Annotated in this window: 21 protein-coding genes and 1 tRNA gene; 8 read left to right on the forward strand and 14 right to left on the reverse strand. The window is 46.2% G+C overall.

What is annotated here, in order from left to right; genetic code table 11:
• Nucleotides 1–83 precede the first annotated feature (83 nt).
• On the reverse strand, nucleotides 84–491 hold the full coding sequence (locus tag V7R42_RS13845; RefSeq protein WP_334020856.1) for a c-type cytochrome: 408 nt from the start codon (nucleotides 489–491) through the stop codon (nucleotides 84–86).
• A gap of 265 nt (nucleotides 492–756) precedes the next feature.
• Between V7R42_RS13845 and V7R42_RS13850 the strand changes: the two genes are divergently transcribed.
• Together V7R42_RS13850 and nhaC are read left to right on the forward strand one after the other, a co-directional pair.
• Nucleotides 757–833, forward strand: a tRNA-Arg gene (locus V7R42_RS13850).
• 123 nt (nucleotides 834–956) lie between these two features.
• Nucleotides 957–2354: a Na+/H+ antiporter NhaC gene (gene nhaC / locus V7R42_RS13855; RefSeq protein WP_334020857.1), complete on the forward strand. Its 1398-nt coding sequence runs from the start codon at nucleotides 957–959 to the stop codon at nucleotides 2352–2354.
• 7 nt (nucleotides 2355–2361) lie between these two features.
• On the opposite strand, the gene V7R42_RS13860 is transcribed toward nhaC, so the two are convergent.
• The 10 genes from V7R42_RS13860 to V7R42_RS13905 all read right to left on the reverse strand — a co-directional run bounded on the left by V7R42_RS13860 (nucleotide 2362) and on the right by V7R42_RS13905 (nucleotide 14514).
• Entirely contained in the window at nucleotides 2362–2781 is a 420-nt protein-coding gene (locus V7R42_RS13860; protein ID WP_334020858.1) for a YeeE/YedE family protein, read from the reverse strand.
• 20 nt (nucleotides 2782–2801) lie between these two features.
• A complete protein-coding gene (locus V7R42_RS13865; RefSeq protein WP_334020859.1) occupies nucleotides 2802–3227 on the reverse strand; it encodes a YeeE/YedE family protein in 426 nt (141 codons plus the stop codon).
• Nucleotides 3228–3602: 375 nt separating this feature from the next.
• On the reverse strand, nucleotides 3603–5189 hold the full coding sequence (locus V7R42_RS13870) for a class I adenylate-forming enzyme family protein (protein ID WP_334020860.1): 1587 nt from the start codon (nucleotides 5187–5189) through the stop codon (nucleotides 3603–3605).
• Nucleotides 5190–5205: 16 nt separating this feature from the next.
• Nucleotides 5206–6078 carry an SDR family oxidoreductase gene (locus V7R42_RS13875; RefSeq protein ID WP_334020861.1) on the reverse strand — a complete coding sequence of 291 codons (873 nt, stop codon included), beginning with the start codon at nucleotides 6076–6078 and terminating at the stop codon, nucleotides 5206–5208.
• Nucleotides 6079–7896, reverse strand: a complete 1818-nt coding sequence (locus V7R42_RS13880; protein ID WP_334020862.1) for an acyclic terpene utilization AtuA family protein — start codon at nucleotides 7894–7896, stop codon at nucleotides 6079–6081.
• A complete protein-coding gene (locus V7R42_RS13885; protein WP_334020863.1) occupies nucleotides 7883–9883 on the reverse strand; it encodes an acetyl/propionyl/methylcrotonyl-CoA carboxylase subunit alpha in 2001 nt (666 codons plus the stop codon). Before V7R42_RS13885 ends, V7R42_RS13880 begins: the two co-directional genes overlap by 14 nt.
• A gap of 7 nt (nucleotides 9884–9890) precedes the next feature.
• Nucleotides 9891–10712 carry an enoyl-CoA hydratase/isomerase family protein gene (locus V7R42_RS13890; RefSeq protein WP_334020864.1) on the reverse strand — a complete coding sequence of 274 codons (822 nt, stop codon included), beginning with the start codon at nucleotides 10710–10712 and terminating at the stop codon, nucleotides 9891–9893.
• Nucleotides 10713–10739: 27 nt separating this feature from the next.
• Nucleotides 10740–12353: an acyl-CoA carboxylase subunit beta gene (locus V7R42_RS13895; RefSeq protein WP_334020865.1), complete on the reverse strand. Its 1614-nt coding sequence runs from the start codon at nucleotides 12351–12353 to the stop codon at nucleotides 10740–10742.
• 3 nt (nucleotides 12354–12356) lie between these two features.
• Entirely contained in the window at nucleotides 12357–13346 is a 990-nt protein-coding gene (locus V7R42_RS13900) for an NAD(P)H-dependent flavin oxidoreductase (RefSeq protein ID WP_334020866.1), read from the reverse strand.
• Nucleotides 13347–13359: 13 nt separating this feature from the next.
• Entirely contained in the window at nucleotides 13360–14514 is a 1155-nt protein-coding gene (locus V7R42_RS13905; RefSeq protein WP_334020867.1) for an acyl-CoA dehydrogenase family protein, read from the reverse strand.
• A 136-nt stretch (nucleotides 14515–14650) separates the two neighbouring features.
• Here V7R42_RS13905 and V7R42_RS13910 point away from each other — a divergent pair, with 136 nt between their 5' ends.
• A complete protein-coding gene (locus tag V7R42_RS13910) occupies nucleotides 14651–15631 on the forward strand; it encodes a GlxA family transcriptional regulator (RefSeq protein WP_334020868.1) in 981 nt (326 codons plus the stop codon).
• 87 nt (nucleotides 15632–15718) lie between these two features.
• Complete coding sequence (locus tag V7R42_RS13915; protein WP_334020869.1) at nucleotides 15719–16339, forward strand: hypothetical protein; 621 nt, start codon at nucleotides 15719–15721, stop codon at nucleotides 16337–16339.
• A gap of 67 nt (nucleotides 16340–16406) precedes the next feature.
• On the opposite strand, the gene V7R42_RS19950 is transcribed toward V7R42_RS13915, so the two are convergent.
• The 3 genes from V7R42_RS19950 to V7R42_RS13925 form a co-directional block, all read right to left on the reverse strand.
• Nucleotides 16407–16826, reverse strand: coding sequence for an HNH endonuclease (locus V7R42_RS19950; protein ID WP_438823655.1), 420 nt, complete (start codon nucleotides 16824–16826; stop codon nucleotides 16407–16409).
• On the reverse strand, nucleotides 16823–17881 hold the full coding sequence (locus V7R42_RS13920) for an HNH endonuclease (RefSeq protein WP_334020870.1): 1059 nt from the start codon (nucleotides 17879–17881) through the stop codon (nucleotides 16823–16825). The genes V7R42_RS19950 and V7R42_RS13920 overlap by 4 nt, the downstream gene beginning before the upstream one ends.
• A 520-nt stretch (nucleotides 17882–18401) precedes the next feature.
• Complete coding sequence (locus V7R42_RS13925) at nucleotides 18402–19004, reverse strand: class I SAM-dependent methyltransferase (RefSeq protein ID WP_334020871.1); 603 nt, start codon at nucleotides 19002–19004, stop codon at nucleotides 18402–18404.
• A 190-nt stretch (nucleotides 19005–19194) separates the two neighbouring features.
• Here V7R42_RS13925 and V7R42_RS13930 point away from each other — a divergent pair, with 190 nt between their 5' ends.
• The 4 genes from V7R42_RS13930 to V7R42_RS13945 all read left to right on the forward strand — a co-directional run bounded on the left by V7R42_RS13930 (nucleotide 19195) and on the right by V7R42_RS13945 (nucleotide 26353).
• Nucleotides 19195–20247 (forward strand): HlyD family secretion protein, encoded by a 1053-nt coding sequence (locus V7R42_RS13930; RefSeq protein ID WP_334020872.1) that lies wholly within the window; start codon nucleotides 19195–19197, stop codon nucleotides 20245–20247.
• Nucleotides 20247–22979, forward strand: a complete 2733-nt coding sequence (gene rbbA, locus V7R42_RS13935; protein ID WP_334020873.1) for a ribosome-associated ATPase/putative transporter RbbA — start codon at nucleotides 20247–20249, stop codon at nucleotides 22977–22979. The genes V7R42_RS13930 and rbbA overlap by 1 nt, the downstream gene beginning before the upstream one ends.
• A 3-nt stretch (nucleotides 22980–22982) precedes the next feature.
• Nucleotides 22983–24104, forward strand: coding sequence for an ABC transporter permease (locus V7R42_RS13940; RefSeq protein ID WP_334020874.1), 1122 nt, complete (start codon nucleotides 22983–22985; stop codon nucleotides 24102–24104).
• A gap of 155 nt (nucleotides 24105–24259) precedes the next feature.
• A complete protein-coding gene (locus tag V7R42_RS13945; RefSeq protein WP_334020875.1) occupies nucleotides 24260–26353 on the forward strand; it encodes a TonB-dependent siderophore receptor in 2094 nt (697 codons plus the stop codon).
• Nucleotides 26354–26450: the final 97 nt, after the last annotated feature.

Consider the following 26450-nt stretch of genomic DNA (forward strand, 5'->3'; position numbering starts at 1 on the left):
TAACGTTTCCCCAAAGGGGTAAATTACCCGATTAGGGGAGAAAACGCTACTTTTTCCATCAAGTTGTTGCGATTTAGCGAGTATTAGATACCTTCGATCATGTACTCGATTGCAGCTTTAATTTCGTCATCAGAACAGTTGCCGCATGTACCACGAGGTGGCATAGCATTAATGCCGTTCAATGCATTTTGCCATACGCCGTCAAGGCCGCGATCGTCTAAACGTGGTTGCCAGTCTGCTGCAACGTGAACTTTAGGCGCACCTAAAACACCTGCTGAGTGACATGCAACACATGCAGAGTTGTAAACCTCTTCACCAGACTTTGCACCACCCGCTGCACCAGCACTTCCTTCAGCCGCTGCGCCAGCTACGTGTACCTGACCTACCGGCTTAATGCGATCGGCAATTTCATCGTTACTCATTTCTTGTGCTTGTGCTGCAAAAATAGTTAGGGCAGTAGCAGCAACAGTTAACCAAGTTTTTAATTTCACATCTGTCTCCAGGCAATGATGAATTTGTTTAAAATATAACTGGCCAGATTATAACGGTAAATTGGGGTTGAACAACTATTTGAAGCCAATTACCTATAAAAAGTAAGGATTTTTAACACTTGTCCCAAGCCACCTAAAGAGATTTTAATAAATGAGTTGAAGCCAACCCTCGGCCTAAGTATCATTACGCCCCGTCTGAAGCATACGTGTTGTTGCGTAGTTCATTGTTATAAACGTTCAGCGGCTACTGCACTGTTTCTACTCACCGCCCTTAGCTCAGCTGGATAGAGCGCGGCCCTCCGGAGGCCGAGGTCAGAGGTTCGAATCCTCTAGGGCGGGCCATTGCTTTTTAAAGCACTATGCGTATTCCAAGCCTATGCAGCGTCAAAGTCATTCCAACGCACAGCAAAGTCGTTATACTATTTTTCACTACTTTCATTTTTAAAGCGGTTCAACAAGTCTTTCATGTCGCCTCGGTCTTTACGTAGCCCTAGTTTTGCTCAGTCATTGCTTTGTTTTAGCGTTATTGTCGCGCTAATAGCAGGTGGATTGTTCGGTCTTGGCATAAGCCTGCATGCATTAATTTTTCTTTGTTTGCTGTGGGCTGGAGCGAATGCCTTTAGTTTGGGGTACACGTACCTGCAAATTCGCGAATTAATGACCAGTGCATTAACCCGGGCCATGCCGGCCATCTATATCTTCATACTGATTGGAATGGTTATCGCCAGCTTTATGCAAAGCGGCACTATTTCAACGCTCATTTATTACGGATTAAGTTGGCTAAACCCCTGTGTGTTTCTAGCGGTGGGGTTAATTTTGTGTGCGGTTATGTCGGTATCAACAGGCACATCGTGGGGAACGGTGGGCACCATGGGCGTAGTGCTTATGGGCATTGGCGTAGCCATGAACATACCGCCTCCCATAGTGGCCGCAATGGTGGTGTGTGGCGCAACCTTCGGCGATAAAATGTCACCAGTTTCTGATACCACCAACCTTGCGGCTATGAGTGCGGGCACGAACCTCTATAGGCATATGTATAGTATGCTGTTTACTACGCTGCCTACTTTCCTTCTCTCGCTCGTTATTTTTCTAGTCATAGGTTTTAGCTACGCAAGCGAAAGTTTAAACGCAGGTCAGGTATTTGAAATTAAAGCGGCGCTCGCGTCGCAATATAACCTTGCGCCCTATATAACACTGTTACCGCTAATGCTACTTACGGTACTAAGCATCAAAAAAGTCTCTGCTGAAGTAACCATGTCATCCAGCATCCTGCTTGCGGTTACCATCGCTATTTTCTACCAAGGCACTAACACCATTAGCGTACTTAACGCGTTGTGGGAAAACACCCCGCAAAATACGGGTATCGCGAATTTAGACGCCCTACTAGGGCGGGGTGGCATTAGCAGCATGAGCTGGACCTTACTGCTCGCCCTAATGGCAATCGCATTAGGCGGTATATTACACGGTGCGGGTTTTTTAGCGGCACTGTTGGCGGGCATTATCAAACGGGTGAAGCGCACAGCAAGCTTAGTAGCGGTAACCATAGCCTCTGGTTTTTTGGGCAATGTGGCTATGGGAGAAGCCTATATATCAATTATATTAAATTGTCAGTTGTTCAAAGCAAAATATGAACAACAAAAGCTCGACCCTGCTCTGCTGTCCCGGTCGGTAGAAGAGGGCGCAACCATGACCACGGGGCTTATTCCGTGGACAACCGCCGGCGCGTTTTACTCTGCTACCCTTGGCGTTGACGTACTCGATTATGCACCCTATGCGTTTTTCAACTATCTAAATGGCCTTATTGCGGTAACTATGGCCGCATTGGGGGTAGGTTTATTGAAAGGGAAAACCGTAAATTGTTAAGTGAGTACTAAGCCGCCTTTGACTTCAACCAATGCTGCGCCAGCATGCCGACGGTCATGGCACCTACAAACAACAGAACATCAGTTTGAAGCGACGCAATCGCCACTACTGCAGGACCTGGGCAGAAACCACTAATACCCCAGCCAATGCCAAACGCCGCAGAGCCCAGAATTAACTTTGCATCAATGGTTTTATTGGATGGAATGTCGAACTTGTCGGCAAACAAAGGCTTGTTGCGTTTACGCACCCAATACATACCCGGTGCGGCCACCAAGATAGCGCCACCCATTACAAACGCCAATGTGGCATCCCAATTTGCGCTTAAATCTAAAAAGTTCAGCACGCGGGCAGGGTTGCTCATACCCGATACAATAAGGCCAAAGCCAAACAGAAGCCCGCAAGTCAGCGAGGCAATAATTGATTTCATAGTGTTCTCTCCTCGGTAACTTACAGGTGTCTTATTACGGTGCTAGTGGCAATCGCCGCTGCCATAAAAGTAACGGTTGCTACAATAGAGCGGGGCGATAATCGGGAAAGCCCGGCAACGCCATGGCCCGATGTACACCCACAACCAAGGCGCGTTCCAAAGCCCACTAATAAGCCTGCTACTATCAGCCAGCACGAGCCCATTTGAGTTTGAATTTGTAAATCGCCTACAAATACCATGTACAGCACGGCAGATAAAACAATGCCTACTAAAAAGGCCAGCCGCCAGTAACGTTCAGCGCCACGTTGAGTCATTGCGCCGGCGGCAATGCCTGATATACCTGCAATGCGGCCAAGCGTATACAGCAGCAATACTACTGACGAGCCTATTAGCAGCCCACCTGCCAAACCGGCTAATGGTTCAAACGGGGTTGTTGTCCAGTTCACTAATTTTCCCTCCTGAAAATACGAGCTTGTATATCAAGTGAAACAATATAATTAAAATCTAATATAACGCTGGCAGTACTAGGCTAAAGCCAACCAAATGTCTGCTATTTCAGTCTTAAAAATATGTTCAATCGTCGCTATCAACCTTATTAATTTTACGTGCTACAAGAGCACAAAAGTGCATTGAACATTGAGACCAATAAGCGACCCTGAAACAGGATTAGCACTATTGTATGTGCCCATAGCATTTATGCGTGGAGACGAGGAAGAAGAGCTTTAAACGGCACTGATAAAAGGAGTGTACCGCTGTTAGCCAAGACTTTAATGCAAGATATTGACGGGGCTCTCAATGGCCCCGCTAAGCCGGCAATATCATCACTGCATGAAATAATCTTTGTAACGCTCGCGAAGCTCTACCTTACGAATTTTTCCTGTGCTCGTCATGGGTAAGTCATCGCAGAAAAATACCTGTTTAGGCACTTCAAACCTACCGAGTCTGTCTTTACAGATAGCATTGATCATAGGTAGTGATGCTTCTGTTAAATGGCTTCCCACTACACAAACGCACACGGCTTCTCCCCAATAAGGGTGGGGTACACCTATCGCGGCTGCGGCCTCTACCTCATCAATTAAACAAAGCACTTGTTCTATTTTTTGTGAAGACACGTTCTCACCGCCAGATTTAATCGTGTCTTTCACTCGGTCAATAAACATTAGTTGGCCTTTACTATCAATAAACCCCAAGTCTCCTGTGTGGTGCCAGCCAAATTTATATGCAGCCTGGCTGGCATCTTCATTTTTATAATAACCATTCATGACCTGAGGGCCACGCCAAACAATTTCACCGGTTTCACCCTGTGGTACTTCGTTCCCGTCTTCATCAATTACAGCTTGCTCATTAAAGCATAAAGGTACACCCCAATAATTTCCTTCGGCGAACTCGGTTTCACATTTGTCTTTAAATAAGCAGGAAACAGGGCTGAATTCAGTTTGGCCACTGCCCAAGTGAACTTTGCACCCAAATGTTTCTCGAATTTGTTGACGATTTTGTTCACTCATCGGCGCCATGCCATATATTGCTAGTCTGAAATGACTAAGGTCGCGCTGATTGAATCCTTCTGTGGCCATCAGCGCGTTCCACATCATGGGAAGCAGCACAGACGTCTCTATTTTTTCATGTTCGAGGCTGTCTGCTATTTGCATGGGCTCGAACGAGGCATGGAGTGTACAGCAACCGCCTCTTAAAAAAGTAGGGTACAAAATAGATAGCGCTGTGCAGTGAAATAAAGGCAAGACCAGCAACATTTTACACTCTGAACTTAACTCTAATTCTATAGCTGCGGTAAGTGCCGCGATAGTTAGCGACAGGTGCGAGGTTTCTACTGCTTTGGGTTTTGATGTTGTACCTGAAGTATAGATCATGTGCGCGGTGTCTCTGTCGCCTATGATCCTATCTTCAATTTCAGTGTCGGGACTGTTTTTAATTAGTGTTTCAAGGGCGTAAGTTGCTTCACCCTCGTTTTGCCCTATCTGGAGGGTAAAGCTAATGTTCTTGTTGTCATTTGTTGCTGCCAACGCCAGGTCAGACAGTAAGGGATCGAAAACCACCACTTTTGCGCCACTGTGTTCAATATTAAATCTTACATCAGGTACGCTTTGCATAAAGTTTATCGGCACAACAATGACACCGAGTTTATAGCATGCAAAATAAATGGCGACGACGTCGATTTGATTCATTGCTAGTACTGCCAACCTATCGCCCTGTTGAATGTCTTTCTGCACAAGTGCATTGGCAAGTTTATTAACTTTAATATTAAGAGCGCGGTATGTAAGGGAGCGACGTTCATTGTCGTAAAAATCTACCAACGCCGGCAGATTGCCGCTATCTCTCGCGCGTCTTCGTAGCAAATCGCCTATTGCAACCCGCTCTACTAGGTTCTTTTCTAATGGCTGTGTATTCATGCTTATGTCCTTGTCGTTAACGCAATACATCTGGCGCGGTACTTAAGTGAAAACCATCCCATGTGTGACTCGTTGGTTGTTGGGGGTGTTCAAGTGGATAAAGGGCAGGCGCCGAACCCATGCTGGCGCCACCGTCGACAAACAGCGTTTGCCCCGAAACAAAATTGGCGCCTTTACTTAAAAGAAAACAGACGGTAGCAGCAACCTCAGCTTCGCTGGCGATACGCCCTAGTGGTACTGCGTGTTTTAAACCGCGAATGGCGTGTTTCATTTCTTCTGGGTAGGTGTCTAACCCTGATGATGCCACCCACCCAGGCGCGACTGCATTTACTCTTACCCCGAATGGTCCCCATTCCCACGCGGCAGTTTTAGTTAAGTTCTCTACTCCCGCTCTCGCTGCACCCGAGTGTCCCATGCCGGGCATACCGTTTTTGTTATCGGCAGTAACATTTACAATATTGCCGCCATAGGTTTTAAAATGTTCATTGAAAAGCGTCTTGGCCACTAGAAAACCGCCCACCAAATTAGTTTGAACAACCTTCTCAAAGCCGTTCTGAGAAATGTTCGACAACGGGGCTCGGAACTGTCCGCCAGCCATGTTTACCAGACCGTGAACTCGTTTGTGGGTTTGTAAAAGTGTTTTTACGGTATGTGAAACGTCATCCTCACAACGAATATCCAGTGAAAAATAGTCAGCTTTTTTTCCTTCGCGTTGAATTTCACGTGCTGTATTCGCCAGCTTACTTTCCGTTCTTCCAATTAACACCACCTCAGCGCCTAATGAAGCAAGCTCGTGCGCGGTGCACCGGCCTATACCGCTACCGCCACCGGTTACCACAATGGTTTGATCTAAAAAACTGTTTGCCGCCAATGTTGATTGATACGCCATTTATACACCTTTGCTTTTCGTGAAGGGTAAAAGTGAAACGGGTACGCTAACCGGCATGATTAAAAGCGTTTGCGCGGCAGATTTTCCTTGGCTATCTGTGCGCAACGAAGCTGTGCCACCGCCGCCCAAAGCTTGAGTTAGCAGAAAGTTGAAACCGCCAATACCGGGCAGCTCATAGCGTGTTACTTGGCCTTGTACCGCATGAGCGAAGAAGTGTTCCACTGCGTCAGCGGTCAGGGTTGTATAAAGAAAGGGAAGTAAATCAGGGTGCCGCGACACGACGCCAATATTCAAGTTGTCACCTTTATCGCCGCTGCGGGCACACACTAACTCCACAAGTGGAAGCGTGACAACATCAGTATCTGCATCCAGCGATGAAAGTGCAGGGTTAGTGTAGCGCAGCCCCACAGAAAGCTGGTTTGGTGCATCGGTTTCATATGTGCTTTGCTTTATTACTTCACGGTTTTTTTGAATTTTTACAGCGACATCTTCTTTGCTGACAAAAAAGGAGTGAACGCGAATAAGGGGTTGTGGCTTAGGTCGCCCTGCGCCAAAGCCCGCCATACCCGGTGTGGCAGATGTCGCTAAATAGGCCATTTCGTTGGCGCAAAAGTAAAGGGCCTTGATATTGTGATGATGTAGGGAAAATCTAGCGACAACCTCTCGCGTGTGTTCAGCCAAAGCATGGGGACCAAAGGTGGCTTCACTACCCAGTATTTCAATACAGGTATTTGTAAACGGGGCCAAACCCTTTTGCTGTAAAGCGCGCTCTGTGCGCGCTAGCAGGGCATGGATATTGGTCAGTGCTTTCTGCTTTGCTTGAAAGCCCGCAATAAAAAAAGTGCCACTAAGTTTGTAACCATCAATATAGGTGGCACAAACCTTATACTGGTTGCCGGGCGAAGCGCCAAGGGCACCTGTTACCTTTACGATGTTTTCTTGCAATTGCTGTAAGGTAACCTGAGTAAAGTCGCAGCACACATCGGGAAGGCGGTAATTGGCTGGGTCGCCTATTTCATAAAGCAACTGCTCGGCCACCGAAGCTGTGGTAACCAAACCACCCGTTTGCGGCGGAATAGCGATGGTGAATTCGCCGTTTGGCTCTACCTCTGCGATGGGGTAACTCATATCTGAAAAGTCGGGTACTTGCTCCCAGTCGGTAAAATTGCCACCCGTACATTGTGCGCCGCATTCGAGTAGGTGGCCTGCTAACGCGCCTTGCGCCAGCGTATTATAATCATCGCCGCGCCATGAAAATTCGTGCATTAACGGCCCAAGCACAAGCGCGCTGTCTACCACCCTACCGGTAACAACAATATCTGCCCCAGCGTCGAGTGCGTCGGCTATGGGTTGCGCGCCTAGATACGCGTTCATTGAAGCAAGCGTATCCGGCAGGGGGATTCCAGAATCTATGTCATTAGTGCTATTTTTCGCCAATACCGTATCGCGTGCTTCGCTAAGCAAGTTATCACCAAAAACACCCACTATATTTAAATTCAAATTAAGGTTTTCACATAGCGCACTCAGTGCTTCAATGCAGGCTGGTACATTTACTCCCCCTGCGTTTGCCACAATTTTAATACCTTTTTGGGCGCAGTCTTGCAGCACGTCTTTCATGGCTATATCGACAAAATCAACAGCATACCCAAGATTTTCGTTCTTGGTCTTGGCCTGAGATAAAATGGCCATAGTGACTTCAGCCAGGTAGTCAAAAACAAGGTAATCGATGTCGCCTTTTTCAACGAGCTGTCTGGCTGAAAGTTGGCTGTCGCCATAGAACGCTGACGCACCACCTATACGCACATTACTTTTGTTCATGGGTAACCTCTTCGGCTTGCAATATAGTGGCAATAACTTGTTTAGATTTAACCTGATCGCCTGTTTCAATAGCGTTAAGCTGAACAACGCCATCTATTGTTGCCTTTAGCGGATGCTCCATTTTCATCGCTTCCATAATGGCCACGGTGTCGCCTGCGTTCACGGCGCTGTCTTGTTCTACAAGTAACGCGACAATAACACCGTCCATCACGGCACTGACTTGCGCAGTTCCCTGCTTGGCTTGGTTAACCGCTTTACTATGGGTGACACAGGTAAACACAAAATGCCCCGTGCCATCGTCAATAAATAGCGTGTTGTCTGGTTTTGAGAAGCGCACACGGTGTCGCTGTTGCTTCACCTCTACTTCCAGACTTGTTGTCGAGCAAGCTAAAGGCGTAAGCGTTATCGCTTCTCCTGTATCTGAGTGGCGAACGCGATAGCGCTCACCTTCGGGCGTAACCGTTAACGGCGTAGTCATGTCGTTGCAGCAAAGCTTAACAGGGTAGGGTATGCCCATACTGTGTTGCCAAGTTGGAATGAATGGGCTTGGTTCATCTTTATTACTTGTGCGTGCCAGCGTAAATAGCAAAGCTGCTTTAGCTAGCAGCGAAAACGAGGGTGTAAGGCTACCTTGCATGGCTTCGCCTTGAGCGTGCTGCTCGATGAAGGCCGTTGTTACCTCAGAACCTGAAAATGCCGGGCTTTGCACAATGTTTTGTAAAAAGTGCTTATTTGTATTTATTCCCAGAATTTGCGTTTCGCTTAGGGCGCGGGCCATTTTACGTATGGCGCCATTGCGGTTATCTGCGTTTACTATTATTTTGGCGAGCATTGGGTCGTAGTGACTACTTACTTCCATGTTTGTGTAAACGCTGTGGTCCGTTCTAGCATTTGAAGCTGGCTGCCATATTTTTACCTTACCAGTTTGCGGCATAAAGTTTTGGCGAGGCTCTTCAGCGTATAAACGCACTTCAATAGCGTGACCGGTAATATGAATATCTTGCTGCGCTAATGGCAGGGGCTCTTTGCATGCAACCCGCAGTTGCCACTCTACTAAATCCAGACCTGTTACTAATTCGGTTACTGGGTGCTCTACCTGAAGACGGGTGTTCATTTCTAAAAAGTAAAATTGTTTATCGCTGTCTACCAGAAACTCTACAGTGCCAGCGCCGCAGTATTGGCATGCTTTTGCCGCAGCTACCGCTGCTTCACCCATGCGTTTGCGCAACGCAACATCAACAAAAGGAGATGGGGCTTCTTCAATGACTTTTTGATGTCGGCGCTGCACAGAACAGTCTCGTTCGCCTAAATAAACGGTATTGCCGTGGTGGTCTGCAAAAATTTGAATTTCTATATGTCTTGGCGCAATTAAGGCGCGCTCTAAAATAAGTTCGTCACAGCCAAACGCGTTCAAAGCTTCAGAGCGTGCGGTTGAGATTTGGGCGACTAACTCTTCTGCTTTATGCACCAAGCGCATGCCTTTACCGCCACCGCCCGCGCTAGCTTTAACCATAAGCGGAAAGCCGATTATGTTGGCTTGTTCTATCAGCGTAGCGTTAGTTTGGTCGCTACCTTCATAGCCAGGAATGCACGGTACGTCGGCGTTAAGCATTGCAATTTTTGACAAACGTTTGCTTCCCATTAAAGCTATTGCGTCTGGGCTTGGACCTATAAAGACCAGACCTGCCCGTGCACATTTGTCTGCGAAATCTGCATTTTCAGATAAAAAGCCATACCCGGGATGAATAGCATCGGCCTGTGTTGTGAGCGCGGCATTTATGATTTTTTCGCTATTAAGGTAAGACGATGTAGGATCGGCAGCGCCAATGTAAATGGCTTCATCGGCCTGCTGTACATGCAATGCATTGCGATCTGCATCGCTATAAACGGCTACGGTGAAAAAGCCAAGTTTGTGTGCGGTTTTCATGATGCGGCATGCTATTTCGCCGCGATTCGCAACAAGGATTTTTTGAATAATTTGCGTCATAGTATATTTACTCGCACCAAAAAGGTTTGCGTTTTTGCATAAATGCTTTGGTTCCCTCTACCCCTTCTTCAGAAGAGAGAGCGCGAACAAATGCAGCGGCGGCGTTATCAAGAATTTGTTCAAGGGGGGTGTTATTTAGCCCTAACAATAAGCGCTTGGTACTTGAATTCGCCTCAGGTGCACACTGTTTTACTTGTTTAATTACACTGTTTATTTGGCCTTTGAGGGTCTGGGGTGAACAAACGCGATGTACTAAACCCAAATGCAGTGCTTGCTCTGCGTTTAGCTTTTCGCCAGTTAGCGCTAGTCGCTTAGTGTGATCAATGCCAATACGACCAGCCACAAAGGGTGCTATTTGTGCAGGAATAACACCTAATCCAGTTTCAGGCAGTGCGAAAAATGCGTTATCGCTGGCAATGGTGATATCGGCAACGCAGGCCAAGCCAAACCCTCCACCGAGAACGGCGCCCTCCACAGCCGCAATAACCGGTATGGGCGAATGTTTTACCTGCGTTATCATGCGTCCGAAGCTGCGATTAAAATGCCAAATGGTTTCCTCTCGTTCAGACTCGCTGAGCGATGACAAATGCATATCGGATATATCGCCGCCAGCGCAAAAGTTACCCTCACTTCCTACAACGACTACCGCTCGCAGGCCGCTAAGCTCTTCCCCATAGGTAAAACACTGCATAACTTCTTCAACAAACGCTAAGTTCATGGCATTTTTCTTGTGGGGGCGATTAAACTGAATGTGTAATACGCCGTCTGCAAGCTGTGCAGAAATCTCTTTAAAAACCGTTGAATGTAGCTGAGTAGTGCTATGTTCCATTGCCGGTGCTCCCTAGTCGATATTGTGTTATAGCCGGCCAACGCCAAAGCTGGTGGGATGTAAGTGCTTGGTTTTCGCGCGTTCACAAATAGCGAGAACAAACGCAACGACAGAACGGGTGTCGCGAGGGTCGATAATGCCGTCATCCCACAAGCGAGCGGAATTTGCGAGCGCCCGTGATTTTGCTTCCATCACGGCCACGGTGTGTTGTTCCAATGCAGTGAGTTTGTCTGAGTCGACGTCGCCGCTTCGCTGCATTTTGGCGTGTGCGACAGTGCGCAGTACACTACCTGCCTGAGCTGGGCCCATTACCGCTACTACCGAGCGCGGCCAAGCAAACATAAAGTCGGGCTCTATACCGCGTCCGGCCATAGCGTAATTGCCAGCCCCAAATGAACCCGCCAGCACTATGCTTATTTTGGGTACAGTGGCGTTAGTAACAGCTTGAATAAGCTTAGCGCCATGCTTAATAATGCCTGCTCGTTCAGACTCAGTGCCGACCAAAAAACCGGTGGTGTTGTGTAAAAACAAAAGTGGAGTGCCAGCTTGTTCGCAAAGTTGTATAAATTGCGCTGCTTTTGCAGCCCCTTTCGCGGTAATGGGAGCGTTATTGCCTATTACGCCGCAAGTGCGCCCTTCCACGGCGATGTAACCACACACCGTACCCATGTCAAATTCAGGTTTTACCTCAACAAAATCTGATTTGTCAGCAATACGAGCAATGACCTCGCGTACATCAAAAGGCGTTTTCGCATCTTTGGGAACAATGCCAAGCAATTCGTCTGCTAAATAAACAGGCGCAGCGTTGCACAATGGTTTTTCTTCAGGGGCATCCTTATTCCAATTCAACATCTGTGTAACTTCACGGGCAATGCGAATGCTGTCGGCATCATTTTCCGCTAAAAAGTCTGCCACGCCCGACACTTCACTGTGCATTTCAGCGCCGCCAATTTCCTCATCGGTAGCGACTTCGCCAGTAGCAGCCTTAAGCAGTGGAGGGCCGGCTAAATATACCGTTGACTGTTTGCGTATCATGATCACGTAGTCGGACAGTCCGGGTTGGTATGCGCCACCCGCCGTTGCACTGCCGTGCACAACGGTAATTTGCGGTATGCCAGCAGCCGACAAGCGCGCCTGCATGGCAAATCCAGCGGCTGAAAAACCAAACCAGTCGCCCAGTGAGGTAAGATCGCCACCCCCGCTTTGTGACAGTGCTATAACCGGCAGTTTCTGTTGAAGCGCAATATGATAAAGGCGAAGTCGCTTTTTACTGCCAAGTTCTGTGATGCTGCCGCCTTTGGTAAGGTAATCATCAACCATTACCACGCAGCGGGTGTTTGCCACATAGCCAATTCCAGCTATAACACCGCCGCCAGCAGCACTGCCGTCTTTATCACCTTCTTGCAAATAACCACATAGAGTGGAAATGGGCAAAAAGGGGCGGTTGGGGTCAAGCAATAAAGCCAGACGGTTGCGCGGCGATAGCAGTCCTTTTTCTTCGTAGCGCGGCGCTTTTTCTTGCGCGTTTTGAATAACGGTTTGCTCGATGCAGCGAAATGCTTGCACTGCTTCTTCCATTGTCGAGTAGTTTTGACTAAACGACGCGCTTTTTACATCAATGTTTGAGTGAAATTTGGCCATAGCTTAGCGTCCTACTTTCATGTTGTGATAAGCGGCGCCGTTGAATGCTTGAACTTGAGACGCGTTATTGTATTCGTCAACAAGTTGCTCGATAAGGTAAGCGACGGGCACAACAGAATGAATACCGCTTACGCCGTGTCCTGCGCTCCACATATCTTTCCACGCGTTGCTGCCGCCTAAATCTAAGTCAACATGTGTTTTTCCTTCAATCTGCGATAAATCTATGCCTGCGCGTGTAATTGAAGGCTTTAAAAAGTGGCACTTAACGCCGGTAAATGTGTCGGTAAACACCAAGTCATTAAGGTCGGCGTCAACCAGCATGGCTTTGTAATCTGGGTTAACTTCAGCCTCTGTGGTGGCAATAAAGCGTGTGCCCATATAGCTGTAATTAGCGCCTAACACTTCCGTTGCTCTTATGCCGTACCCGTCGTTAATGGCACCTGCTAACACTAAAGGCCCGCTCCAAAACTCTCTGACCTCTCGCACCAGTGCAAACGGGTTAACTTCGCCCGCGTGCCCGCCTGCGCCAGCTGCCACTAAAACGAGGCCGTCGACGCCAGCGTCAATGGCTTTTCGTGCATGCGCAACAGTAATAACATCGTGAAATACAATGCCGCCCCATTCATGTACTGCATCGACAATAGCCTTGGGGTTTCCCTGACTGGTAATGACGAAGGGAACTTTGTGCTTTTTCACTACTTCAAAATCGTCGTGCAGGCGTTTGTTTGAAGCATGAACCACCATGTTTACAGCGAATGGAGCCACCGTTGCAGTCGGATCTTTTTGTTTTTCGGCCTCAAGGGCTTCGGTAATGGTAGTTAACCACTCATCTAACGTGGTTTGAGTACGGGTGTTAAAAGCCGGGAAACTACCTACAACGCCATTTTTACATGCGTTAATAACTAAATTGGGGCTTGATACTAAAAACATGGGCGCGCAAATAACCGGTAAGCGCATGTTCTTATCAAGTAAATCGTAAACGGTATTTTTCATATTCAGCACAGCGCTATCTACGTTTTGGGAATATATCCATGTACTTAGCAATAATGCCTAGCATCATTTCATCGCTACCGCCGGCTATCGACAGTATGCGTGTATCACGGTATGCACGTGCTACAGGGTTATCCCACATGAAACCCATACCGCCCCAGAATTGAAGGCAGCCATCACTTACCTGTCGCCACAGTCGGCCACTTTTAAGTTTTGCAATAGACGCCAAATACGTAGCATCTTTTCCTTCAATATGATCCTGACAGGCCTGCCACGTTAAGGCGCGCAACGCTTCAATTTCGCTTTGCAATTCAGCTAATTTAAAGTGAACGGTTTGATTGTTGATAACGGGTTGACCAAAAGTGTGACGCTCTTGGGCCCACGCAATGGTGTCGTTAATAATGCGCTCCATACCTTTTAATGCACTTGCTGCGGCGTACATACGCTCTTCCTGAAACTGCATCATTTGCATGGTGAAGCCTTTATTTTCCTCACCAATTAAAAAGCGCTTGGGTACACGTACGTTATCGAAAAAAATCTGACCCGTGTCGCTGGCGCGCATGCCTAGCTTGTTCAAGGGTTTAGAAATGGTGATACCCGGCGTGTTGAGTGGCACAACAATAAGTGATTTATTGGCGTGTACTTGCCCGTCGCTGGTGTTGGCTAACAAACAAATCCAGTCGGCTTGCGTAGCGTTTGTTATCCACATTTTGGTGCCGTTGATAACGTAGTCGTCGCCATCTGAGCGGGCAGAGGTTTTAAGGCCTGCTACATCAGACCCCGCGCCAGGCTCGCTTACGCCAATGCAGGTAACCATATCGCCTGCAATAGCCGGAGCTAAAAATTCGCGCTTAAGCTCATCGCTGCCAAAACGGGCCAAGGCAGGGGTAGCCATATCGGTTTGTACCCCAATAGCCATAGGGATAGAGCCACCATAGGCGCGACCAATTTCTTCTGCAAATACAAGGTTGTAGCTATAATCTAAACCCGCACCGCCGTATGGTTCAGGCTTTTGAATACCCAACAGCCCCAAGTTGCCCATTTTTTTGAATAAACCATGAAGCGGTGCAATGCCTTCGTGCTCCCATTCATCAATAAACGGGTCCATTTCTTGGTTTACAAAATCGTGGACCGTTTTTCTAAGTGCATTGTGCTCTTCAGTAAATTGCATGTTTAATCTCTACAAAATTGTGACCTTCCTCATAGTAATTTTGTGAAAATAATGTTAACAGTGTGACTTGGGACATTTGATTGGCCAATCGGGCCAAAGTGGCGAGATCAGAACGGCGCGCAATAAAGAGTAGAATATGCTTAAACACGTAACCTTATACGCCAGCGAAAACACCATGGGCTTGAGTATGGGGCTTACTCACGATGTGCTTAAGTTTGCATCTGACTTGCAACTCAAGTTATTAGGTAGCCGTATAGCTGTTAAGCTGGTAACCATTGACGGCCAACCCACCACTACGTTTAGCGGATTGGCGATAACACCAGATTGTGCGCTAGCGGAAATAGATGAAACCGACTTAGTAATTTTGCACAGTGTGTGGGGTGATATTGCGCCTTTGCTAACTCAGCAAGCGGCGCTATACCCTAAGTTGCGACAGTGGCACAGCAGAGGCATACCAATAATGGCAGCTGCCACAGGCGCCTTCTTCTTAGCGCAGGCAGGGCTATTAAACGACAGAATGGGCACTACGCATTGGCACAAGCAAGCCCACTTTGCTAGAGCGTTCCCCAAAGTAAATTTAATGGCAGACCGGTTTATTACTGCCACTGGTGAGCTGTATTGCTCGGCAGGGCTAAATGCGGCATTAGAGATCATTGTTTTTTTAATATCGCGGTTAAGTTGCAAGGCGGTAGGCGAAGCAATAGAGCAGGCATTTCTTGTGGACTTTCGGCGCGGTGTAACGTTAGAAACTACGTCGCTTAACCATCAAACCTACCATCAAGATGACAACATTCTAAATATTCAACAATGGCTGGAAATACATTTTGCTGAAAAAGTCACGATTGGTGAAATGGCAGCGCGCATCAATATGACAGAGCGTACGTTCAAGCGCAGATTTAAAGAAGCCACAGGTGAAACCCCGTTAGGCTATATTCAGCAGCTAAGAATAGAGCAGGGGAAAGAACTCTTAAAGCACAGTGATAAAAGCGCAGAAGAAATAGCATGGGCCGTAGGGTATCAGGACCCAGGGCATTTCAACCGGCTATTTAAACGTACTTTTGGAATGAATGTGTCGCGCTGGCGCGATACTTATCAGCATACAATAAGTAGAAAATAATGCGCTACGTGTGAGTAGAGCAAATTATTATGTGTATTGCACTGTGTTATTGTAAGCGCATTACACCTTAATAATGCTATCTTGGCATTGCGTTACACAAAATTCTATACGCCCTTAAGGGCAGTTAACTCAGCCGACTTTAACCGCTGCATTTACTGCGGTTGCGAAGCTGCACGTCAAGACTTCATTCCACCCATAAAGTTCATTCACGACTGGCAAGATGGACATCTACAGGCCGACTTTATTTCCGTGCCTTCATGCAACGAATGCTGCGACCTATTAAAAAATGAAAACAACGCTACGTTAGAGCCCAGAGTAGCGGTGTTAAAGAAGCTGTTAGCAGAAAAGTACAAAAAGGCCATTCGGGTGTTTAATCATTGGAGCATGGAAGAAATAGAAGAAATGGATGCGGCATTTCAAATAAGCCTAAAAGGCGGTATGCGATTAGGCAAAGAAACCCTTTCACGCCTTCAATTTGCTGGGTTCGACTATGAAGTGAATGGCAGCATAACGCGGGTGGCAAAGCCACAGCGTGAAGTGTTCAAAGTATTCGATGAAGAATTTAGCAGTTTTAGAGAAGCGCTAGCCTTTGCCAGCGCCACCTACAAAATAAAGAAAAGCCGGCTAAGCCAGCTTTATTTCGACAATGATGAAAGCTTTGATAGGGCTATTGGGGTTTTTCATGGGTTGGTTAGGGGGGACTCGTGAAAAGCTGATTAATGGCTTTGCGCTCCGGAGGCAAAGGTCATAGGGTCTGGTAGCTTAAAACCATCGCTTAGAGGTCATTATTGGACTTGGCAATATTACAGTCTTCACACAATACCTGTAAGTTACTTTTGTCTAGTGCAAGCTCTGGGTAAAGGCTGCGTGGTTTAATATGATCGACATGTAAGACCGCCCCTCTTTCCGCAGTAATGCCACAGATCTTACAACTACAACCAGACTCTAGCAAAATAGAGAGTCTCAGTTCACGCCAAGCTTTTGTTCTATAAAAATTAGTTTGCGTACTTCGTTTTACAATTGGTAGCTCATGCCTACTTCTATATACAATGGGTTGTTCTCCTGGTTGGTATAAAAGTGCTATTCCTTTGTTACTACTGAACCATTTTTCAAGTGCACCAATAGCGCGAGCGTGAGTTCTGTATTCACGCCTCGATCTATTACCTTCTTTTTGTAAAGTAACTCTTATAGTCATTGTTTGAATTGCTGTTCGCGATGGTAAGCCAAATAGTCTTGATGTTGATCGGCTAACACAATTTTCATATTAGAATGTATGCCTAAAATTTGGCACTCTTCTAAATGGTCAGAAATTAAGATGCGGCCATTTTCATTAAAGCTTATGTACCCCAAATCAAAAGCTTTATCAATATTGGCTAAAAGTAACAAGCCGTTAAACGGATCGAGGCGTTCGGCGTTCTCAGATTTTGACCATGGTTTAATATGAGACGCTATAAGGAACGAGTAATTTTGATACTGGGTGACAGCGCAACCTCTCCAGTGACTGATTAGATCCTCTCTAAATCTTCCTTGGCCAATACGCGTATTTACTAGGACGGCTTTTTGAGTTTCAGAGATAGTGCTATCTAGAATAATATTATCTATGTCCTGTTTCACACTTGCCTGTGTAACATCTGACAAAAATGCTCGATAACTGTTAATTGCAGCACTGTACATGCCATTACCTTGTTTATCCTTTTCTACAAATTCCATCACCCCGTAGGTTTTACTCACAACATTCTCATACTCATAATAAGAACTTATGCTCAATAGGCTTTGCTTTGTAACTCCTGCATCGTTCAACCAATTCGGTATAGAGTTTTTCAATGCGCCAATATAATTTTTTATGGTTTTTTCAGACTTCCCTATAGATTTAGCCCAGCGACTGTATTGCTCCTCTAAGGTATCAAGATTGGCTGTTAGTGCATTTCTTAAAATTGATGCAGTGCTTGGGTTATTGAGATATTTGAATAGTTGTTCATCAAGGTATGCATAATCTACAAGCTTACGAATTTTCGTATCAGTGGCCGAGCGCATTGCGTCAAATTTAGCAATATTTTCCTTCAAAATTTTCAAGTGCCAAAAGCCAGAAGACTTTAAATGAAAAAAAGGTAGGAAAGGACTGTCAGTATCATTGCCCTGCTTTAATCGCATAAAATGCCAGCTAAAGCGCTTCTTTAAAGCATCATCATAATAAATCTTATTATCTTGGATATGTCCTTGTTCAATGAGCTCCATGACAGCAAACATCATGCAAACCTTATGAGGTTTGGCTCTTCCTGAGGACCTATCAGGTCGTAGGCTTTGTAATCTGTTAATGTAGTAAGTGAGTCTCATCCAGCCAGCCTTAAAATAGTGTAAGAAAGAGAAACATATCTCTTTGTCCGTTTATAAGTCGGAGCACTGCTCAAATAAAAGAGATTAATTTAGCTCTAGGTGATAAACGGTAGGACTTTCAAGGTTAGGTTCTAAAGGTTGCTTTACTGTCATGATAAAGTCAAAAGTATGTCCATCCTATTTAGACCCTTGACCGGAGCACTATAATCCCTGTTTTCTATTTAATATATCAGATTTTTTTCGGAAAATTACTATAAAAATCTTTTGGTTACTTTCGAACTTTAAGAGCTACATCATAAGTTGCTCAGTACACTAAACTGTCGCAGATATTAAAAGGCTGAAACTTTTAATAGCCGAGAAATAGATGCTTTAGCTCGTTGGACTACAAGAAAGTCAATGCGTCGTTTTTAAATAGGTTTGCTTGTTCCCTGCCACATTATCTTTTCACCACCTCAACCGTCACCCACCTCACACCATCTCTCTTTAGTCCATCCTGACTCGGTACGGGGTTTAAATTGCGTGAAGTGAGACCGTTACTCTTTGCTAAAGCCGCCAATTCTTCATAGCTCACAGGGTGCATGGGCCGTGCTTCATCGTTTGGGCCGAACCGAAGGCTTATGTATAGGGTTCCATTTTCCGCAAGTAAATCAGCCAACCGTTTCAACGCAGCTGGTCGTTCTTCTTCTGGCAAGTGCATCCATACCGCTGAAAGCAGTATTAAGTCGTACGTTTTTGGCGCTTGGGGCAGGGCGGTAAGCGCGGGTAGGCTGGCGTTACACCATGTAACACTGTTATGAGCGTCTGCTTGTGCTAGGTTTCTTAGCTCATCGGCAGGTTCTGCGGCTGTGACTTTCCATCCTTGTTCGGCTAGCCAATTAGCGTCGCGGCCACTGCCAGCGCCTACATCTAGCGCGGTGCCTGCTTTGGCTTTTTGTAGAAACGATATCCAATCGCCATGCACACTTTCGGCGTCTACCGAATTATACAAATCATAATAGTGCTGCGCTTTTTGGCTGTAGTGTTCAATTGTTCTTGTCACTGTGAACAGAATCCATTCGTTGTTTTAGTTAAAATTTACCGCATGCTCAAGTACTCGGCTAGTAACCACAACCTACCAGAACTTTGATCCAGCTCAAAGTCTAAAGTGCACTACTCAGTATACTTTAATGGTTAACCTTGGCGTTTTCGCCACTTCTCACCTTAATTGTTAAACCACAGGGAGCGCTGCCGTGAAAAAAACGCCGTTTATTTTATCTATTATGTTCGTTGTGTTTTTGGTTGTGGTTGTTAGTACTATCTTCAGTGGGCCTGAAAATGTTGATGTGGTGTCGGGGAATGGGCGCATTGAAGCTACTGAAATTGGTATTTCAGCTAAAGTGGCAGGTCGTGTAGAAGAAATTTATGTGACTGAAGGGGATAGAGTAACGGCAGGCGATATTGTCGCTAAACTCGATACCACTACCATTAATAGCCAACTTCAGCAGGCCAAGGCACAGCGTCAGCAAGCTAAAAGTGCGGTAGAAGCTGCAAACATGGCTGTTGCGCAGCGCCAAAGCGAAAAGTCAGCGCTCCAAGCTGCATTGCTACAAACTAAAGCCGAGCTAAAAGCGGCCGAAGCTCATGCTGCCCGTACTAATGAATTGGCAAAAACGGGCGCAGTGTCCAAGCAACTGGCGGAAGATAACCTAACCACGGTTGAAAGCGCAAAGGCAGCGGTAAATGCTGCTAATGCCCGTTTAACGGCAGCCGACGCCACTATTGAAGCTTCGCGCGCGCAATACTATTCTGCACAAGCAGCGGTAAGTGCGGCCGATGCCACCATTGCGCAAATTCAGTCTGAAATTAACGACATGGTGTTAAAAGCACCACGAAGTGGGCGCATTCAATACCGTGTTGTAGAGCCTGGTGAAGTTGTAGGGGCCGGTGGCCGAGTACTTAGCTTAGTGGACCTTACAAACGTATACATGACATTCTTTTTACCTGCCTCGCAGGTGGGCAAGCTAACAATGGGCGGCGAAGCTCGCATTGTACTAGATGCTGCGCCCGATGTTGCTATTCCCGCTACCATTTCTTACGTTTCCGACGTGGCGCAATTTACGCCTAAGTCGGTTGAAACCCAAAGCGAACGAGAAAAGCTAATGTTCAGGGTTAAAGCGCAAATTCCTGTGGCTTTGTTAAAGCAGCACATTGAAAAGGTGAAGACAGGGCTACCAGGTGAAGTATGGGTAAAGTTAAATGACAACGCCGAATGGCCTAGCGATCTACCTGAGCTTGTCGACTAATGAGCAGTATTATTGAGTGCAATGCGTTAACGGTTCGCTATAAAAGCACTACTGCCATTCACAATATTGCCCTTTCTATTCCCTCCGGCCTAACGGTAGGCATTATTGGACCTGATGGTGTGGGTAAATCTACTTTGCTGTCGCTTATTGCTGGTGAGCGAGTTATGCAAAAGGGGCAGTTGCAGGTGCTTGGTGGTGATATGCGTGATAAACAGCACCGCGCCGCGATATGTTCCGATATTGCATACATGCCACAAGGCTTAGGTAAAAATTTATACCCCACGCTATCGGTAGAAGAAAACTTACAGTTTTTCGCCAAACTTTTTGGTCACAACCGCACACAGCGTCGGGCACGAATCGATAACCTTACTAAGCGAACCGGGCTTTACCCGTTTTTATCGCGGCCAGCTGGCAAGTTGTCTGGTGGTATGAAGCAAAAGCTCGGTTTATGCTGTGCCTTAATACACGACCCCCGTTTACTTATTCTGGACGAGCCCACCACTGGGGTAGATCCGCTCGCGCGCAGTCAATTTTGGTCGCTTATTAAAGATATTCGGCAAGCCCAGCCGAATATTACGGTATTAGTTGCTACCGCTTATATGGATGAAGCCCAGCAGTTTGACCATCTAATAGCACTAAACGCAGGTGAAATAATGGCAAGCGGCTCGCCTGCGTCGCTGCTTGAAAAAACACAAACTACCAATTTAGAAGCGGCATTTATTGCCCTTTTGCCCGTTGATGAAAAACATAAACATCACAGCGTAAATGTTCAGCCTTACGAAGCTGGCGAACATAAAAAAATCGCAATTGAGGCTAAAAACCTTACTATGAAGTTTGGCGATTTTACGGCAGTAAATAACGTTAGCTTTACTATAGGTAAGGGAGAGATTTTTGGCTTTTTAGGGTCGAATGGCTGCGGTAAGTCTACCACCATGAAAATGTTAACCGGGCTGTTGCCGCAAACCTCTGGCGAGGCGTGGTTACTGGGCAGCCCGCTTGCGGCTAACGATATTAATACCCGCTACCGCGTAGGTTATATGTCGCAAAGCTTCTCTTTGTATACCGAACTAACCGTTCGACAAAACCTCGCGCTTCACGCCAAGCTCTTCAAAGTAACAAGCAAGGTACTAAATTCGCGAGTAGATGAAATGCTTAACCGTTTTGCCTTAAGCCATCATCAACACAGCTTACCCAACGACCTTCCACTTGGCATTCGCCAGCGTCTGTCATTGGCCGTGGCCATGGTTCATAAACCTGAAGTGTTAATACTCGATGAACCTACTTCTGGTGTAGATCCAGTTGCTCGAGATAACTTTTGGCAGTTGCTTATTTCCCTTTCGCGAAAAGATGGCGTTACCATTTTTATCTCTACGCACTTTATGAATGAAGCAGTGCGTTGCGACAGAATTTCGCTAATGCATGCTGGCGAAGTGTTGGTTACCGATACGCCAGAGGCAATAAAAGCGTCCAAATCTGCTGATACGTTAGAACGTGCGTTTATTGAATATTTGGTTGAAGCACAAACTCCTGCAAACCAAACCAAAACGCCAGAACAAAGCGCACAAGAAAGTTATAGCGCAGATAAAACCACCCTACCAAGCAAACATGCAAAGGGCTTGCGGCGGTTGTTAAGCTATGCCTGGCGTGAAACCCTTGAACTTCTTCGCGATCCTATTCGATTAACGATGTCGTTCTTAGGCAGCATGGTGTTAATGGTGGTTATTGGGTATGGCATTACTATGGATGTTGAAGACTTAAGCTATGCTGTATTCGACCGCGATCAAACATCTACTAGCCTGAATTATCGCAATGCTTTATCGGGCTCGCGCTATTTTAATGAGCAGCCCGCCATAACCAGTTACGCTGATATGGACCGACGAATGAAAAGCGGTGAGCTGTCACTGGCCGTGGAAATTCCCCCCGAATTTAGCCAAAAAGTGCATAAGGGCGAACAAGTGGAAATAGGAGCATGGATTGATGGGTCTATGCCGTCACGAGCAGAAACGATAGAGGGGTACGTAACAGGCATTCACTTGAAATGGCTTTTGCAGCAAGCTTCCCAAGCCAGCCAAGTACAGTCGACTAGCAGCATTAATGTTGAGTCACGTTATTTGTACAACCCAGATGTTCGTAGTTTAGTGGCAATCGTACCTGCGGTAATGCCTATGTTATTGTTGATGATTCCTGCGCTTTTAACGTCGTTAGCGGTGGTGCGTGAAAAAGAGCTAGGCTCGATAATAAACTTGTACGTAACACCAGTTACCCGCATTGAGTTTTTGTTGGGCAAGCAACTTCCTTATATCGCTACCTCGTTTGTTAGCTTCTTGCTATTAGTTGCAATGGCAGTGTGGCTTTTCGATATCCCATTAAAAGGGGATATGATGGTGCTGTGCTTCATAACGCTGTTATTCGTTACTTTTTCTACCAGCTTTGGCTTGTTGGCTTCAGTTTTTACTAACAGTCAAATTGCCGCTATTTTGCTTACCACTATTGGCACTATGATCCCGGCTGTGCAGTTTGCTGGCATGATAACGCCAGTTTCTGCCTTAGAAGGGGCTGGGCGGGTGATAGGGGAGCTTCACCCCATTAGTTACTTTTTAACCGCTAGCAGGGGAATATTTAGCAAAGGATTAGGCTTTGGTACGCTTGATTTTGCAGTGTTTGCCATAGCTATTTCAATTCCAATTACACTGTGGCTTGCCACCGTTTTGTTGCGCAAGCAGGAGCACTAAACCGTGGATAGTAGAAATGTAGCCCAGTTAACTGTAAAAGAGCTATGGAGCCTATGGCGCGATCCGGCCATGCTTATTCTTATTGCCTATGTGTTTACGGTAAATATTTATACGGCGGCCACTGCGGTACCAGAATCTTTGCACAATGCGCCCATTGCTTTTGTCGACTATGACCATTCGCAACTGTCAAAGCGAGTAATAGATGCTTTTTACCCCCCTTATTTTTTAGCGCCAGATATCATTGAAAGTAATGAAGCCAACACGTATTTAGACACAGGTAAGTATACCTTTGTGGTGACCATTCCCCCTGAATTTGAGAAAGACATTATGGCAGGGTTACGGCCTGACGTTCAGGTCAACGTAGATGCCACACGTATCAGTCAGGCGTTTACCGGTAATGGCTACATCACAAAAATATTTACCGATGAAGTAAATGCTTATTTGCAGGGTTACAAGTCCGACACGGTTTATCCCGTCGAATTAATTATGCGAGCTCGGTTTAACCCTGCGCTAGAGGGTTTTTGGTTTGGTTCTGTAATGGAACTGATTAATGCAGTAACAATGATTGCCATCATTTTGTCTGGCGCTGCACTAATTCGCGAAAAAGAGCGCGGCACGATAGAGCACCTATTAGCTATGCCAGTGTCAGACAGTGAAATTATGCTGTCTAAACTATTGGCTTCTGGGGGAGTTGTTTGGGTTTCCACCTTGCTTTCAGTCTATTTAATCATTCAGTGGGTACTTGCTGTGCCTATTAATGGCGAAATCTGGCTTTTCATGGTGGCGGTTGCTTTACAATTATTTGCTGTATCGAGTATGGGGATTTTTATGGCCACTATTGCGCGTTCTATGCCTCAGTTCGGATTGTTACTCATTTTAGTTTTACTGCCTTTACAACTATTATCTGGTGGTGTAACACCTAGAGAAAGCATGCCTGAATTCATTCAATACGCAATGCTGCTAATGCCAAACACACACTTTGTAATGGCTTCGCAGGGCGTACTGTATCGAGGAGCAGGCGTTAGCGTTATATATCCTCAACTACTCGCGCTTTTAGCCATTGGCTGTGCTTTTTATTTTATAGCGCTTAAGAGGTTTAAAAGCACTATTGGTAGTATGGCTTAGGTGTATTCTGTCTTTGGTAACCTTTCTACCCTATAGTTCGCTCTCCACTCTTTCTTAGATGAAAAATAATAATAATTATCATTTGAATTTGCTTTAAGCTGTTTTATACTCCTGCCCGAAAAACTAACCCTTCAAAACCAAAAACAGAGAAAACCATGAAACTAAGCAGTTTATTTGCACTAACGCCTATCGCGTTTGCTTTGTCGGTAAATGCGCAAACCACTCAAAGCGATACAGTCGACGTTAAAGAAGCAGACGTAGAAAAAATTCGTATTGTGGGTGTTCGCCAAAACCGTGTTAGCCGCGGTGCAACGGGCTTAACCATGGAAATTAGCGAAACACCGCAGTCTATTAGTATTCTTTCTGAAGATTTAATGCAGTCGTTTGGTGCATTCAACATTAACGATGCGCTAAAGCTGGCTCCGGGTATTAATGTAGAAGAGTGGGAAACCAACCGTACTAACTACACTGCCCGTGGTTTTGAAATTAAAAACACCCAAATTGATGGCGTGGGCCTGCCGAACGACTGGGGCATTGTTACTGGCTCAGTAGAAGCGTACGGCTATGAAGAAATTGAAGTAATTCGTGGTGCCAACGGCCTGCTAACCGGCGTGGGCAACGCGTCGGGTACCATTAACTACGTGCGCAAGCGCCCAACCAATGAAGAGGGTGGTGAAATTGGCGCAAGCATTGGCTCGTATAATTTTAAGCGCGTACAGGGCGACTATTCTATGCTGCTTACCGAAGATGGCAGCTGGGCAGCCCGTGTAGTAGCAAGTGTTGAAGATAAAGAATCGCACCTTGACGGCCTAGAAAACGATCGCAGCTTTGTTTACGGTGTTATCGACGGCCAATTAACTGACAACGCAACCGTAACCTTTGGGCTGTCTTATCAAGATGCCAATACTGACGGCAACACTTGGGGCGGGCTAGTGTTTAACTACACCGACGGCACACAGGCCGAGTGGGATATTAGCGACACCACTACGCAAGAATGGACGAAGTGGGATACCGAAACCATGAATGCCTTTGTAGAGCTAGACTATGTGTTCGACAACGATTGGCAGTTGCTAGTTAGCTATAACTACCGTGATTATGAAGATCAAAGTAAATTGTTTTATGCCTATGGTGCCATTGATAAAGACACAGGCTTGGGTTTAGTTGGCTGGCCAGGCCGCTACGATTCTAAAATTGACTCTCACCTGTTTGAAGGCCGTGTATTCGGGAATTTCGAGCTGTTTGGCCGCAATCACGAAGTTAATTTTGGTGTAAGTCACGCGACTAGCGACGACGTGTCTTTTGTTCATGCATTTGATTATGCTACTACGCCTGCATACGGGCCGACGCCAGCGTTCCCTTATGCGTTAGATGCCATTGCCGAGCCTGATTGGCTAGCCGCTTCTGAGTATTCAAACATTGAGCAAACCCTTACCCGTTATTTCGGTTCTGCACGTTTCAGCGTTACCGATGAAATGCATGTTATTGCTGGCTTCAACGCCATTGATTTCGAGCGTACGGGGCAAAATTCGGGTGCTATTATCGATAACGCAGAAAGTGAAGCCAGCCCTTATGTTGGCGCTACTTACGCGGTAACTGAAGACGTAAATGCGTATGTAAGCTATTCAGACGTGTACCAACCGCAAGAACAGTACGACATTAACGGCCAGTACCTAGACCCTACAAAGGGTCAAAACTTTGAGGCCGGCATTAAAGCCCAGTGGTTTGACGACCGCTTATTAACTACGTTTGCATACTTCACCGCTGAGCAAGACAACTTGGCAGCCTATGCTGGCACAAACCCAGATACGCTGCAGTATTACTACAAAGGCGTGTCAGTAGAGTCTGATGGCTTCGAAGTTGAATTGGCTGGCCAGGTAACCGATGCACTGCGAGTTAACGCGTCTTATACCAATATTGATGTTGAAGATGAGCAAGGCAACGATGCTAACTTATGGGCACCACGCGATGTAGTTACGTTCCAACTTGGTTACACCGTGCCGCAAGCTCCAGAAATTGAAGTTGGTTTTGGCGGTAGATGGCAGTCTGAAATTAGCAATGTAGACTACAACGTGAAACAAGGCGCATATTTCTTGGGTAATGTGTATGCATCGCGCGCATTTACTGAAGACTTAACCGTTCGCGTGAACATTAATAATATTTTCGATAAGAAATACATTAACAGCCTACATACCGTGGGTTATTACGGTGCAGGCATTAACGCGCAACTAAGTGCATCGTATAGCTTTTAATTGAAGCGCTACATGTTAAAAAACGGTAGTTAACCTTTATGGTTAGCTACCGCTTGATGTTATCGATTACCGCTTCTTGCACCCAGAAGCGGTATTT

It is taken from the genome of Alteromonas sp. S015, assembly GCF_036864485.1.
In the GTDB taxonomy this organism is placed as follows: Bacteria; Pseudomonadota; Gammaproteobacteria; order Enterobacterales; family Alteromonadaceae; genus Alteromonas.

What these genes read in the sequence shown, in the direction of transcription:
- nhaC (WP_334020857.1), top strand. Translation starts at nt 957, where the DNA reads ATGTCGCCTCGGTCTTTACGTAGCCCTAGTTTTGCTCAGTCATTGCTT.
- V7R42_RS13860 (WP_334020858.1), bottom strand. Translation starts at nt 2,781, where the DNA reads ATGAAATCAATTATTGCCTCGCTGACTTGCGGGCTTCTGTTTGGCTTT.
- V7R42_RS13870 (WP_334020860.1), bottom strand. Translation starts at nt 5,189, where the DNA reads ATGAATACACAGCCATTAGAAAAGAACCTAGTAGAGCGGGTTGCAATA.
- V7R42_RS13875 (WP_334020861.1), bottom strand. Translation starts at nt 6,078, where the DNA reads ATGGCGTATCAATCAACATTGGCGGCAAACAGTTTTTTAGATCAAACC.
- V7R42_RS13880 (WP_334020862.1), bottom strand. Translation starts at nt 7,896, where the DNA reads ATGAACAAAAGTAATGTGCGTATAGGTGGTGCGTCAGCGTTCTATGGC.
- V7R42_RS13885 (WP_334020863.1), bottom strand. Translation starts at nt 9,883, where the DNA reads ATGACGCAAATTATTCAAAAAATCCTTGTTGCGAATCGCGGCGAAATA.
- V7R42_RS13890 (WP_334020864.1), bottom strand. Translation starts at nt 10,712, where the DNA reads ATGGAACATAGCACTACTCAGCTACATTCAACGGTTTTTAAAGAGATT.
- V7R42_RS13895 (WP_334020865.1), bottom strand. Translation starts at nt 12,353, where the DNA reads ATGGCCAAATTTCACTCAAACATTGATGTAAAAAGCGCGTCGTTTAGT.
- V7R42_RS13900 (WP_334020866.1), bottom strand. Translation starts at nt 13,346, where the DNA reads ATGAAAAATACCGTTTACGATTTACTTGATAAGAACATGCGCTTACCG.
- V7R42_RS13905 (WP_334020867.1), bottom strand. Translation starts at nt 14,514, where the DNA reads ATGCAATTTACTGAAGAGCACAATGCACTTAGAAAAACGGTCCACGAT.
- V7R42_RS13910 (WP_334020868.1), top strand. Translation starts at nt 14,651, where the DNA reads ATGCTTAAACACGTAACCTTATACGCCAGCGAAAACACCATGGGCTTG.
- V7R42_RS19950 (WP_438823655.1), bottom strand. Translation starts at nt 16,826, where the DNA reads ATGACTATAAGAGTTACTTTACAAAAAGAAGGTAATAGATCGAGGCGT.
- V7R42_RS13920 (WP_334020870.1), bottom strand. Translation starts at nt 17,881, where the DNA reads ATGATGTTTGCTGTCATGGAGCTCATTGAACAAGGACATATCCAAGAT.
- rbbA (WP_334020873.1), top strand. Translation starts at nt 20,247, where the DNA reads ATGAGCAGTATTATTGAGTGCAATGCGTTAACGGTTCGCTATAAAAGC.
- V7R42_RS13945 (WP_334020875.1), top strand. Translation starts at nt 24,260, where the DNA reads ATGAAACTAAGCAGTTTATTTGCACTAACGCCTATCGCGTTTGCTTTG.